The sequence below is a fragment of the Pannonibacter carbonis genome, from assembly GCF_003012935.1.
Taxonomy (GTDB): domain Bacteria; phylum Pseudomonadota; class Alphaproteobacteria; order Rhizobiales; family Stappiaceae; genus Pannonibacter; species Pannonibacter carbonis.
The window spans coordinates 87,711-101,179 of the sequence record NZ_PUDR01000011.1 but is presented as its reverse complement, the minus strand read 5'-3'; the positions used below and the strand labels follow the sequence as shown (position 1 = coordinate 101,179).

The 13,469-nt window shown below is 65.0% G+C and carries 7 protein-coding genes; 5 read left to right on the top strand and 2 right to left on the bottom strand.

What is annotated here, in order from left to right:
- The first annotated feature begins 381 nt into the window (after positions 1–381).
- Entirely contained in the window at positions 382–1,644 is a 1,263-nt protein-coding gene (locus C8348_RS15825; protein ID WP_106754338.1) for a cysteine desulfurase-like protein, read from the top strand.
- Positions 1,645–1,789: 145 nt separating this feature from the next.
- Positions 1,790–3,229, top strand: coding sequence for a dihydropyrimidinase (hydA, locus tag C8348_RS15820; RefSeq protein WP_106754337.1), 1,440 nt, complete (start codon positions 1,790–1,792; stop codon positions 3,227–3,229).
- Here hydA and C8348_RS15815 read toward each other — a convergent pair.
- The gene (locus C8348_RS15815) at positions 3,226–5,196 is read right to left on the bottom strand and encodes a CHASE2 domain-containing protein (protein ID WP_198647086.1); all 1,971 of its coding nucleotides are present in this window, start codon (positions 5,194–5,196) and stop codon (positions 3,226–3,228) included. The genes hydA and C8348_RS15815 overlap by 4 nt on opposite strands.
- Positions 5,196–8,879 (bottom strand): FecR domain-containing protein, encoded by a 3,684-nt coding sequence (locus tag C8348_RS15810; RefSeq protein WP_106754335.1) that lies wholly within the window; start codon positions 8,877–8,879, stop codon positions 5,196–5,198. The genes C8348_RS15815 and C8348_RS15810 overlap by 1 nt, the downstream gene beginning before the upstream one ends.
- A 287-nt stretch (positions 8,880–9,166) precedes the next feature.
- On the opposite strand from C8348_RS15810, the gene C8348_RS15805 reads away from it, so the two are divergent.
- From C8348_RS15805 to C8348_RS15795, 3 genes are all read left to right on the top strand, one after another.
- Positions 9,167–10,540, top strand: coding sequence for an aspartate aminotransferase family protein (locus tag C8348_RS15805; RefSeq protein WP_106754334.1), 1,374 nt, complete (start codon positions 9,167–9,169; stop codon positions 10,538–10,540).
- Positions 10,537–11,979 carry a glutamine synthetase family protein gene (locus C8348_RS15800; protein ID WP_106754333.1) on the top strand — a complete coding sequence of 481 codons (1,443 nt, stop codon included), beginning with the start codon at positions 10,537–10,539 and terminating at the stop codon, positions 11,977–11,979. The genes C8348_RS15805 and C8348_RS15800 overlap by 4 nt, the downstream gene beginning before the upstream one ends.
- A gap of 458 nt (positions 11,980–12,437) precedes the next feature.
- A complete protein-coding gene (locus C8348_RS15795) occupies positions 12,438–13,457 on the top strand; it encodes a substrate-binding domain-containing protein (RefSeq protein WP_106754332.1) in 1,020 nt (339 codons plus the stop codon).
- Positions 13,458–13,469: the final 12 nt, after the last annotated feature.

Here is a 13,469-nt window from a genome sequence, read left to right as displayed (position 1 = left end):
CGCTTCCCCGCCTTCAGACGCGGGGTCTTCATACGGGGCTTCAATGACGGGCGTGCATCGCGATTGTTGCGGAACGATGAAGGCCGGCGGGGGCCGGAAACCTGCGGTTCTCCGTCGCCTTACACCCGTCGGACGTCGACCGATGCCATCTGAACCCCTTGGTACGACGCGGTTTTCACGCCAGGCGGGAAGTCGGGTTGCGTGATTCCGGAGCATCAGATCACGGGTCCCGAGAGGCCCCCTTGGAGGACATGCTCTGGCGCTTGCATGTCGATGGCTCCCATGTTTGTCTGCCTGCATGGGTTTATCCGCCCGCCTGATGCGGTCAGCACCGGATTGCAAGACCGACGGTGCGGATCGGCCGTTTCTGGAGACTTTTGCATGCCCTCTCCCATCGCCCTGGACGTGGATCATGTCCGCAGCCAGTTCCCCGGCCTGTCGCGCGGCTGGACCTTCTTCGACAATGCTGGTGGTTCGCAGATCTGCGCCCCGGCGCTGGCGCGGATCAACACCTTCCTGACCGAGAAGAACGTCCAGATCGGCGGCACTTACGAGGTTTCGCTCGCCGCGGCTTCCGCCATGCTGGAAGCCCGCACCGCGGCCATGCATCTGGTCAACGCCCGCCGGCCGGAAGAGATCGTCTTTGGTGCCTCCACCACGCAATTGCTGCAGAACCTTGCCAAGGCGATGCAGAGCCAGCTGCAGCCTGGCGACGAGATCATCGTCACCGTCAGCGACCACGAATCCAACATCGGCCCCTGGGACCGGCTGCAGGCTGCCGGCGTCGTCGTGCGGTTCTGGCCGCTCAACAAGGATACGTTCACGCTGGATCTCGCCGATCTCGCGCCCTTGGTGAGCGCACGTACGAAGCTGGTCTGCGTCACCCACGTGTCCAACATCCTTGGCCACATCAATCCGGTGCGCGAGATCGCTGATTTCGTCCACGCGCGCGGCGCGCTGCTCTGCGTCGACGCGGTTGCCTATGCGCCGCACCGGCTGGTCGACGTGCAGGCCCTCGATGCCGACTACTATGTCTTCAGCCTCTACAAGACCTACGGCCCGCATTACGCCATGATGTATGGCCGCTACGAGCTGCTCGAAGGGCTCGACACGCTCTATCACTACTTCTACGCCAAGGACAAAGTGCCGGCGAAGCTGGAGCCGGGCAACGCCTGCTATGAACTCGCCTATTCGGTCTGCGGCATAGTTGATTACCTCAGCGAGGTTGGCCGCCGCGCCGGGGCAAGCGGCGACACGCGCAGCCTGATCACAGCCGCCTTTGCCGCCATCACGGCCCAGGAGAATGCGCTCACCGACCGGCTTCTTGCCTGGCTCGGCGCGCGCAACGACTGCCGCATCATCGGCAAGCGCTCCAATGCCGACGGCACCCGCATCCCGACCATTGCCTTCCGCTTCGACGGCCGCGACTCCGGCGAGGTCTGCCGCGCCATGGACCACGAGAAAGTCGCCATCCGCCACGGCGACTTCCACTCCCGCCGCCTTGCCGAATATCTTGGCGAGACCGGGGAGGGCGGCATGGTCCGTGTCTCCATGGTCCATTACAACAGGCTCGAGGAGGTCGATCACCTGACCGCCGCCTTCGAGCGCCTCCTCGGCGCCGCCACCGCCTCCACGGCGGCCTGACGGTCCGGGTTCTGTTCGCCTGCACCCTTGCCGTCCTCCCGGCTCGCGCTTGCGCTTGGCCGGGATGACGGAGAGCTGTTCGAGCAAACAGACCGGCGGCGCCGCTGCCGGTCCTGATCCTTGCCCTTTTCGCCGGAGACCCCGCATGAGCCTTGGCGCCCAGACCTTCGACACCATCATCGTCAACGGCACCGTCGTCACCGCCAGCGACACCATGCGCTGCGATGTCGGCATTCGCGGCGGCCGCATCGTTGCTCTTGCTGAGGGGCTGGCTGAAGGGCTTTCCGCAGGTGCCGGCAGCGCGGTCGAGATCATCGACGCCACCGGACGGCTGGTGCTGCCGGGCGGCATCGACAGTCATGTCCACCTCGACCAGCCCTCCGGCGAGGGCATCGTCATGGCCGATGACTTCGAGAGTGGCACCCGCTCCGCGGCCTTTGGCGGAAACACCACCGTGCTCACCTTCTGCATGCAGGAAAAGGGCAAGGGCCTGCGCCAGTCGCTGAAGGACTATCACGCCAAGGCCGAAGGCAAGTGCCACATCGACGTCGGCTTCCATCTCGTCGTCACCGAGCCCACCGCCGACGTGCTGGGTCAGGAAATGCCGGCGCTGGTCGAGGACGGCTACACCTCGATCAAGGTCTTCATGACCTACGAGGGCCTGCGCTTGCGCGATGACGAGATCCTGGCAACGCTGGACGCCGCGCGCGGTTGCGGTGCGCTGGTCATGGTCCACTGCGAGAACGAGGACGCGATCCGCTATCTCATCGGCCGGCACGAGGCCGCCGGCGAGACCGCGCCGAAGTTCCATGCCTCCAGCCGCCCGGTCGCCGCCGAACGGGAAGCCACCCACCGTGCCCTGTCGCTGGCCGAGATCGTCGACGTGCCGATCGTCATCGTCCATGTCTCCAACCGCGAGGCGATGGAGGAGATCGAGCGGGCACGCCAGCGCGGCAGCAAAGTCGCCGGCGAGACCTGCCCGCAGTATCTGTTCCTGACCGCCGATGACCTTGATCTTGCCGGCATGGACGGCGCCAAATACGTCTGCTCGCCGCCGCCGCGCGACAAGGCAAGCCAGGATGCCTGCTGGGACGGGCTGGAGCGCGGCGTCTTCGACCTCTTCTCCTCCGACCATTGCCCGTTCCGCTTCGAGGACGACCAGGGCAAGCTCAACGAAAAGGGCAAGCGCAGCTTTCGCTGGATCCCGAACGGCATTCCCGGCGTCGAGACCCGCCTGCCGCTGCTCTTCTCCGAAGGCGTCGGCAAGGGCCGCATTGACATCAACCGCTTCGTGGCGCTCACCTCCACCAATCACGCCAAGCTGTACGGGCTCTATCCGCGCAAGGGCACCATCGCGATCGGGGCTGATGCCGACATCGCCATCTGGGATCCGGCCCGCGAGGTGGTCATCGACAATGACATCCTGCACCACGGCGCCGACTACACGCCCTTCGCCGGCATCAAGGTCACCGGCTGGCCGGTCGAGGTCATGGTCCGGGGCAAGCGCGTCGTCTCCAACGGTCAGCTCGTTGGACAGGCCCAAGGCCAGTACCTCGCCCGCGACCGCTCGGCGCTGGTGCGCTAGTCCGGGTCTCTACCTTCAGGGGTAAGGCGGCCAGGCAGGGTGTCATAGAACCCGGAGAGGGCAGGGCGGGCGTCGGACAAGCTGGCGGCCTCCCGTTCGACGTCATCCCGAAGCCCGGCAAATAAGGCCCGCATGAGCCGGCTGTGCGCTGCCAGGATGGCAGGATCTTCGTTCCGCACCACCGTTGCGACCGGGACACGCTGGCTCTTGCCCTTGACCTCTGCCAGATCGATGTCGAGCGCATCTAGGCCCTCCGGCAGCCGTGCGGCTGCCTGGGGGCCGATCAGCAACGGTACGTCATAGCTTTTTGTCAGCCCTTCGAGCCGCGATGCGAGGTTCACCGTGTCACCGAGCACGGAGTAATCGTAGCGGTGGCTCGACCCGAAATTGCCGACAAAGCACATGCCGGTTTCGATGCCGACCCCGATACGGATTTCCAGCGGATCGGATCCTGCTCCCGTTTCGGCCGCGAGTTCCGTGTTCAGCCGGGCGATCGCTGCGACCATCTCCAGCCCGGCGGTCACCGCATTGGCCACATGATCCGGATCATCGAGCGGAGCATTCCAGAAGGCCATCACCGCATCGCCCATGTACTTGTCGATCGTGCCGCCGCGCGCCAGGATAATCTGTGTCAGCGGATCGAGGATGCGGTTGATGAGCAGGGTCAGCCGTTCGGGCTCGTCCTGCATGGTCTCAGCAATCGAGGTAAAGCCCCGGACGTCGGAGAAGAGCACGGTGATCATGCGCCGCTCGCCGCCAAGTCGCAGCTGCGCCGGGTCTCGCGCCAGCCGCTCCACCAGCACTGGCGACAAATAGCGGGAGAAGGCTCGCGTGACCTCCTGACGAAGCCTGCGTTCTGCAATGAAGTCGCGCGTGAACTGGATCAGTCCCGTGCTCAGGATCACAAGGCTTGGTGCCAGCGGCGACACGGAAACGCGGCCAAATCGAAGGGCGAAATAGGCCGCAATCCCCCCGAACGCAAGGCTTGCGGTCCCGGCGATCAGGGTGCGCCAGCTGGTGCCGTGCCAGACGAGCGCCGCAGCCAGCAATCCGGCGACAGCGCAAAGAATGAGGCCGGTCGCAGGTGTCGCAGGGCGGATGGTCAGCCCATGTGCAAGGTTGTCCGCAAGTGTCGCCTGGATTTCAACGCCCGGCACCAGCCGGCCGGTTGCGGGCGTCCACGACGTCGAATAGGCATCCGCTCCGCCGGCGTCTACGGTCGGGGCCGACTGCATCGACAACCCGACCAGCACGGTTTTGCCGGCCAGAAAGCCCTCTGGCAGGAAACGGGCCGGATCGAGGGCCTGATAGTAGGAAATTGTTGGGTAGGTCCTCGCAGGGCCGAACACCTGCATCAAACCGGGTTGAAGCGATGGCTGCGGCGTGCCGGCAGCCGCCAGAAGCTGCCGGGCAAAGCTGTCGTCATAGGGCGGAATGCGACGAAGCGTGCCATCACCATCAAGAACAACGGAGGACAGGCCGATACGCGCGCCGTTTTGCAGCAACTCCGGCAAGGGTTCCACACGGACAAGCGACGTTGCCTGCGGCGTTTCGATCAGGGTTTCGTCCGCTGCCAACACGACATCCGGGCCCATCGTGGCTGCCAGTGCCGCATCCGCGTCCGGATCCGAGGGCTCTGCCATGATGATGTCGAGGCCGATCACCCGCGCGCCTGCCTTGCGCAACGATGTGACTAGCGCAGCATGTAGGTCACGCGGCCAGGGCCAGCGTTGACCGATTTCTGCAAAGGACGGTTCGTCGATTGCGACGATGACAATGGAAGTGTCTGGCTGTTGCGGTGGCTGCAGCGTTGACAGGTAGTCGAACAGGCGCGCATCAAGCAGTCGCCAGGCCGAACTCTGGGCAATCATTGCCGCCGCCAGGACTGACAGCAGAGCGACGACAATGACGCCAGTCTGGCGGTTGCGGTCCTGTGGTCGCAGCAACGGCTTGGCTGAGCCCGCCATCAGAACCGGACTTTCACGGTGCCGACAAAGGATCGTCCCCATCCCGCGACGCTGGGGGCGACCTCGAAGGTTTCGTCCAGCAGGTTGTAGGCGTTGGCCTCCAGGGCGATGCGCTTGTCGAAAGGCTGCCAGGACAGGGAGGCATCCAGCGTCCAATAAGGATCTAGCCTGGTCCCGGCAGCATTTCCGGTGCGCTCACCGATATAGGTTGCCGATACGGTCGCCTGAACATTGGTGGGATGCACAAAGGTCAGGCCGGCACGCCCGCTCCAGTCGGGAATGAAGGGCAGCTGCCCGCTTGCGCCCGTTGTCGTGTTCCGGCTGAAGCTTCGGGCGCCAGTGGCGAAAAGGCCAAAGCCGTGTCCGAGATGCAGGTTCGCCGTTGCACTGACCCGGTCAACTTCGCCATCCCCAAGCCCATCGGCGGCGTCGAGTGGCACGATCGATCCAGGAACCGGGATCGACAGGTCGTGCAGCTTCTGGTGCTGATAGTCGATCGAGGTGAACATCCAGCTCGTCCATTCAGCATCCCAGCGCGCTGCAATCGTATCGGAATAGCCGCCGATATCGAGCGGGGTCTGGTTGGCCTGGAGGCCGACGATGCCGATGGGTGCAAGACTGCCCGCATCGGCGTGGAAGGTCTCGCGCAGATAGCCGGCACGCAGCCACTGTCCCTCGACTGGAGCCCAAGCCAGTCCGGCGCGGGGTTCAAAGCGACTGAATTGCAGGTCACCGGTCATGAAACTGGCGAAAGCGCCAGCCTCCAGCTTCAGGTTCGGCGAGACATCGTAGAGGACATCAGCATAGGCACGCGCAAACCGGACGCCGACATCACGCGTCTCGATGGTACGGGTCAGCGGAGAGAAGATCGTCGCGAACTGCGAGTCTTCGCGGCGGCTCTGGTCGAGCTGCCCCGCCTCAAGGCCACTGCGCAAGGTTACCGCACCGATCCCCCAGGTATGGTTCAGCGCTGCCGTGTAGGAGCGCATGGTCGTGCTGGCATCCAGCGTGCGCACGCCGATCGGGAACGGCGTCGCGAAAAGCGCTGCGACCTCCGAGCTCTTCAGGTTCTGGTCCGAAGCGAATCCGGCGACGTTCAGTGTGTTGCGATATCCCAGATCGCGGCTCCAGCCGAGGCCACCGACTGCGCCGCGTCCTTTCAGCGTCCGGTCGTACGTCGCAAGGTCGAAGCCAAGAGCCGGGTCACTGAACCGGGTGATCGCATTGGCGAAGGCCTCCCGCGAGTGGTTCGTGCTGGCATAGGCCACCAGCCTGTCAGACGGGGTCGGTCGGGCTGTCAGGTAGGTCAGGCTGTTGATGGACCTGTTGTCGAGCTGGAAGGTCGCCGAGGTTATCGCGCCGCCCGGGTCGGAGAAGCGTCGCGGCTCCTCCGATTCCATGCCCTTGATCTGGGTGAAAAGGCTGACTGGAATGGGCGTGTCAGAATAGGCCTGCACTTCCCCCGTACCCGTCCAGCCTTCAGAGCCACTCATCAGACCGCCGGTTACCGAGCCTTCGAGGAACGGCCGCCGGAACAGGTTGGCGCTGCGCGACCGGCCGGACAGCATCTCGGGTGAGAACATAAGCCCCTGAAACAAGGCTGGAAACCCGGAGCGGTTGGTGCTCGGATCCACCTGATCCGAGCCGTAGTCGATGTCGGCCGCAAACGGATTGGGGCTGGCGGACAGCACCTGATCGACGATCGCCCCGCCGGAGAACGGATCGAAGACCACATCGCCGTAGTAGCGACCCCAGGCGTTCAATCCTTGCAGGCGAAAGGCGCTGTTGAGCAGCGAACCGGCCTCGGGGCTGGCGCTGGGCGCCGCAAAACGCCCGCCGCGCGCCTTGAACCGCCGCAAGGCTTCCTGCGCGTGCCGGATGGCGGCATCGCTGTCATGCGCGTCGATTGCAATGGTTGCTGCGGCGACAGCCGTTACCGGATCATTCGGGTCGAGCCGCTCGCTGTTTTCAAGTGCCTGGGCCGCAGGCTCACGCTGGCCCGCCTCGTAATAGCTTCCAGCCAGCAACAACAGACCTTGGGCATAGCCCGGGTTGGCCGTTGTGCCGGCCAGCAGATCCTGGATGCCACCCTCAAGATCGCCGGTCTGCAGTTTGTATCGGCCACGCGCGACGAGGGCGACGTCGAACGACGGGTCCGCGTTGAGGGCAGCATCGATCTCGGCCTTCGCCTCGGCTGTCCGGTCCTGCTCAAGATAGAGAAAGGCAAGATTGGCTCGCGACACCGGATCTGCGGGATCGAGTGCGATGGCTTTCAGCAGGGCTGCCTCGGCCCGCTGGTTTGCATCACGCGCACTTTCCACCAGCCCCAGAAGGTTCCATGCGGAGGTCGAGCCGGGGGTCAGTTCGGTGACCCGCGTAAGGTCCGCCAAGGCTCCGTCTATGTCGCTCTTGATGGCAAACCGATAGTTGGCGCGGGCCTCCAGAGCGAGACCATCGTCCGGATCGAGCGCCAATGCCTTGCTGATCGCTTCCTCGATCTGCCCCCGGTCATTCAGCAGCAAGGCCAGATGTGCGCGCGCTGCCGGCAGCAGGGGTGAATGCGGATACCGTGCCTCGCCATCGCGCAGCACTGCGATTGCGGCCGGGACGTCCTCCAGAAAGCCCGCCGCCCAGGCCCTTGCCAGCACGGCCTGAGGTCCACCTGTCCCGCGCGGAATAGCTTCAACGCGGCTGCGATCGGCCAGTGCCCTCGCGAAATAGGCACCGAAGGTTGCGGCAGACCTCCGGTCCGCGTCGAGATGTGGCGCTGCGCGTTGCAGCAGCGTTGCTGCTGTCGTGTGGTCGCCTTCACCTGCAAGGATCAGCCCTTCGACAAGATCCCTTCGCGCCTGGTCGCGTCGGCTCAGCCGCTGCCCGGCGACGCTCGCGAGCTCATGTCTTGCCGCCGCACGCCCGCGTGTTGAGAGCGCGATCTCGGCCGCCAGCAACCGGTCATCGGTCGTCGACGGCGGCGTCTTCTCCAGCCTGCCGCGGGCCGCACGCAGCTCCGGCCCCGCGAGCGGCGTCGGCCGCAACAGGTTGAACCCGTTGCGCAGTGAAAGATGGAACAGCATCTGTTCGCGGTCATCGGGAGAGACAATGACAATCTTGGTCGGAGCAGAGCCGATGGAGGCCGCAGCCGCTTCGCCCGCACGCACCTGTACCGATCCCTGTCCGTTGAAGAAGTTGATCTCCCCCTCAAGAACGATGATCGAGGTCCGGCCACTCGCATCGACGCTCATGGTCCAGTCGGTGCCCCGGATTGCCGCGGATGCGGCCGGGGCGTCCACGGTCAGCCCTTGTCCGCCGCGCTCGGCGCGCGTCCAGATCGTCCCTGCCTTGAGGTCCAGTTTGGTGTCGGCCGCAGCTCCGACAGCCTTCACTTCCAGGACGGTGTTCCGGCCGATGCGCATCTGGGTCCGGTCGGCGAAGAGAACAGCCAGCTGGCCCTGCGCGTTGGTGCGAAGCACATCGCCCGGCAGCAGATCCTGCGAAACGTCGACAGACCGCCAGGACGGCACCTCGATGAAACGGGCCTCCTCACCGGTCTTGCGGGCGATCACGGTCCCGGCCACCGGTGTCGGACGTTTCAAGACATCCGCCTGCGCCAGACCAAGGGCGAGCATGCCGGATGCCAGCACTGTTGCCGTCGCAAGTGCAACATATGTCGGTCGATTCGCCATCCGACTGCCGCCCGTCCCTTGGAGTTAATTTTTTTTTACGGATCCGTCTGGATGCCTGTCAAGCGAAGCTGCCGCTACGTCGGCACGCCGTGTCGGATCTGGCGCCAGGCGTTGTGGTTCGGCAACGTTTCGATGCGTTTGTCTCTCGCACAAACTGCGCCTTGCAAGCGCCCCCTTTTCTCTCCGCCTGTTTGCCTGTTGAATGCCGCAGCCGCACAGCTGTTCGCTTGCGGCAAGGAAAATGACGGCGCGCTGGCATATGCCACCGTGCCAGTGCCAGAGGCATCATGACGACATCCGCAGACGTAATCGGCGGCGTGCCCGCCGGGCGTATCGAGGCAATCCGCCAGCGCGAGGCGGAGGTGTTTGCGGCCCGGCGGCCGAAGACCATGGCAGCGCTTGCCTCGGGGGCCGAGGCCTTCCTTGGCGGCGTGCCGATGCTGTGGATGCGTGACTGGCCGCAGCCCTTCCCGATGCTGGTTTCCGAGGCGCGAGGCGCGCTGATCACCGACATCGACGGCAACACGCTCGACGACTTCTGCCTCGGCGACACCGGCTCGATGTTTGGCCATTCGCCCGCGCCGGTGGCCGAGGCCATCGCGGCGCAGGCGGCGCGGGGCCTCACCTACATGCTGCCGACGCCGGATGCGCTGGAGGTCGGCCGGCTCCTGCGCGAGATGTTCGGTCCCTTCGTCTGGCAGATCGCCACCACTGCCTCGGATGCCAACCGCTTTGCCCTGCGCGCGGCCCGCGCCGTGACCGGCAAGCCGAAGATCCTGTTCTTCGCCGCCTGCTACCATGGTGCCGTCGATGACGCGATGGTGCGCGAGGTGGACGGCCAGACCGTCGCCCGCCCGGGGCTGGTCGGCCAGGTGGTGGATCTCGGCGTGACGTCCCGCGTTGCCGAGTTCAACGATCTCGCCGGGGTGGAAGCCGCCCTGGCGCATGGGGATGTGGCGGCCGTCATCACCGAGCCGGTGATGACCAATTCCTGCATGGTGCTGCCCGATCCGGGTTTCCATGAGGGGCTCAGGGCGCTCACGCGCAAGCATGGCGCGCTGCTCATCATCGACGAGACGCACACCGTCTCCTCCGGCCTTGGCGGCTACACGCGCACGCACGGGCTGGAGCCCGATCTTTTCGTCCTCGGCAAGCCGGTTGCCGGTGGCCTGCCGGCGGCCGTCTGGGGCATGGGCGAGGCGGTCGCCGCGCGCTACCGCGCCTATGACGCGGCGCGGCCGGCCGGCTTTTCGGGCATCGGCACGACGCTCTCGGCCAATCCGCTGCAGTTCGCGGCCATGCGGGCGACGCTGTCCGAGGTGATGACCGCCGCGAACTATGCCCACATGGAGGCTGGTGCCGCGCGGCTGGCGAGCGGTCTGGCCGATGCCATCCAGCGCCACGGGGCGCCCTGGCATGTGGTGCGGGTCGGCGCGCGGGTGGAGTTCATCTGCCAGGAAACGCCGCTGCGCAATGGCAGCGAGAGTTACACCGCGCACAAGCCGGCGCTGGAACAGGCGCTGCATTCGGCGCTCGTCAACCGCGGCTACCTGATTGCGCCGTTCCACAACATGATGCTGGTCAGCCCGGCAACCACCGACGCGCAGATCGACCGGCTCGTGGCCGCGTTCGATGCGATCACGGCAGAGATGATGGCATGACCACCCCCACGCATTCCCCTCATGGCCCATCCTCTCAGGGCGCGTCACCGTCCGGCGCGACGCTGGCCGAGGTCGAGTCCTTCCTCTTTGCCCATCCGGAGATCGAGGCCTTCGATCTGGTGCTGACCGATTGCAACGGCGTCGGCCGGGGCAAGATCATCCGCCGGCACGAGCTGCTGCCGATCTACAAGTCCGGCCGGCACCTGCCGGTCTCCATTCTCGGTCTCGACATCTGCGGCGAGGACGTGGACGAGACCGGCCTCGTCTGGGACCAGGGCGATGGCGACATGCGGGCCTGGCCCGTTCCCGGCAGTCTGGTCGCCCTTGCCGGCACCAATCCGCCGCGCGGCGAGGTGCTGCTGTCGCTCTACACGCTCGACGGCAAGCCGATGACCTCCGATCCCCGCCACGCGCTGGCGGCGCAGGTCGAGGCGCTGGCGGCTGAAGGGCTGCATCCGGCCGGGGCCTTCGAGCTGGAATTTTTCCTGCTTGCGCGCGAGCGCGGGCCCGACGGCAAGGTCCAGCCGGCGGCGGCCGTGCTGGATGGCCGGCCAGCCAGCGCCACGGAGGTCTATTCCGTTGACGCCCTGATCGGCATGGAGCCGCTGTTTGCCGAGATCTATGCCGCCGCAGCCAAGGCCGGCATCAAGGCGGAGACGGTCATCTCCGAATATGCGCCGGGGCAGTATGAGCTGACCCTGCATTACCGCACCGACGTGCTGAAGGCGGCCGATGACCTGATCCGGCTGAAGCGCATTGTCCGCCTGGCAGCGCGGCGGCACGGCATCATTGCCTGTTTCATGGCCAAGCCCTTCGGCGACAAGGCCGGATCGGGCATGCATTTCCATGTCTCGCTGGCGGACGGGCAGGGCCGCAATGTCTTTGCCGAGACAGCCGAAGGCGCATGGAGCGAGCGGCTGCTGCATGCCATCGGCGGCCTGCGCGCCACCATGGCCGATGCGATGCTGGTGTTTGCGCCCCATGCCAACAGCTGGCGCCGCTTCTCCAGCCAGTCCTATGCGCCGGTTTCCACCAGCTGGGGCGTCAACAACCGCTCGGTCGCCCTGCGCGTGCCGGCAGGTGCGGCGTCCGCCCGGCGAATCGAGCACCGGCCCTCCGGCGTCGACGCCAACCCGTATCTGGTCGCTACTGTCGTGCTGGCCGGCATCCGCCATGGCCTGCGCAACCAGATCGACCCGGGGCCGGAGACCACCGGCAACGGCTATGACACCGTGTCCTCGACGGTGCACAGTTCCTCCGCCGCCATGCCGCGCGACTGGCGTTCGGCCATCGAGGCGGCCAGGGCCTCGCCTTTCCTGCGCGAGGCACTGGGTGAGGATCTGCATCGCACCTTCACCGCCATCAAGTCGGCCGAGTACGCGCGCGTTGCCCGCACAATCCCCGACATCGACTACGAGCTCTATCTGGAACGGGTGTAGTCGCCTCGACTGCTGAGCTGTCAGACTGGGTCGCGGGTTTGCCGCCTGCTCGAAGGGCAATGACACGCCTTCCGTAGCTCTCATTCGTCATGGTCGGGCTTGTCCCGACCATCTGCACGCATCGATGGATGTAGATCCTCGGCACAAGGCCGAGGATGACGGTGGGGACGTATGGAAAATTCGTCTTCCACCTTCACGCCGGCTGCTGCCGACGCCCGCCGGTTGCGCGTGCTCCCGGCAAATCACCCGGAAATTGCTGAGTTTCACCGAGTTTTCGGCTGTTCATGCAATAAATTTCAGCGCATGATATTTTTTCAGAATATTGTTGATCCGAGTTTTTCCTCGACCTAGTTTGGCCTTGCGAATTTTCTTGCGGGGTTGGAAATATATCCCGGAGAGGGGAGGGTTCGCTTCAGGTTTCAGGCGGTGAGGAGACCGCTTGCCTTTGGGAGGAACATATGAAGAGGGTTTCGATTGCTGCGGCCGTCGCGTCGCTGGCCGTTTCCACCATCCTGGCTGCTCAGGCTCCGGCATCTGCCGCCGACACGCTGCGCTGCAAGGACGGTGAGACCTACATGATGAACGTCATGGTGTCCTCGCATCCCTACTGGGTGCCGGTTTACCAGGGCTTCAAGCAGGCTGCTGCGGCCTTCGGCTGCAAGACCGCGTTTTCCGGCACGCCGGAGTACGACATCACCAAGCAGGTTGCGTCCTTCGAGCAGGACCTCGTGACGAAGCCGGCCGGCATCCTGCTGCATCCGATGCAGGCTGATCCGTTCATCGAGCCGATCAACGCGGCCATCGAGGCCGGCACTGCCGTCGTGACCTTCGCCGCAGACTCTCCGAGGTCCAAGCGCACCGGCTACATCACCTCGGACAACGTCGCCGAAGCCAAGTTTGCAGCTGACGAGATCGTCAAGCAGGTTGGCGGCAAGGGCGAGTACGCGGTTCTGGAAAACCCGGGCCAGTCGAACCATGACCTGCGCGTCACTGCCTTCATCGACTACATGACCGCCAAGTATCCGGACATGAAGCTGGTTGGTCGTCAGGCAACCAACCAGGATGGTACTGCGGCCTATCGCGCCACGGCCGCCATCCTTCAGGCGAACCCGAACCTGAAGGCAATGTGGATCCCGGAAGCCGGATCCGCCGAAGGCGCTGTCGCCGCAATCCTCGAAGCCAAAGCCGAGGTTCTGGTGATGCACGCTGACATCACCCCGACCACCCTTGACCACATCAAGGCTGGCAACATCCACATGGCGCTGAACCCGAACCAGGGCATGCAAGGCTTCATGGGCTTCATGGCCGTGTTCCTGGCGGCGCATGACGAAATCTTCGATCCGTTCAACGACTACAAGGTCTCCGGCTACAATCCGGTCCAGATCCCCTTCGTCGACAACGGCTTCGCTGTCATCACCAAGGACAACGCCGACAGCTTCAATCTTGAAGCCTACATGGTCAATCGCGATCCTTACTGATCAGGCAGCCTG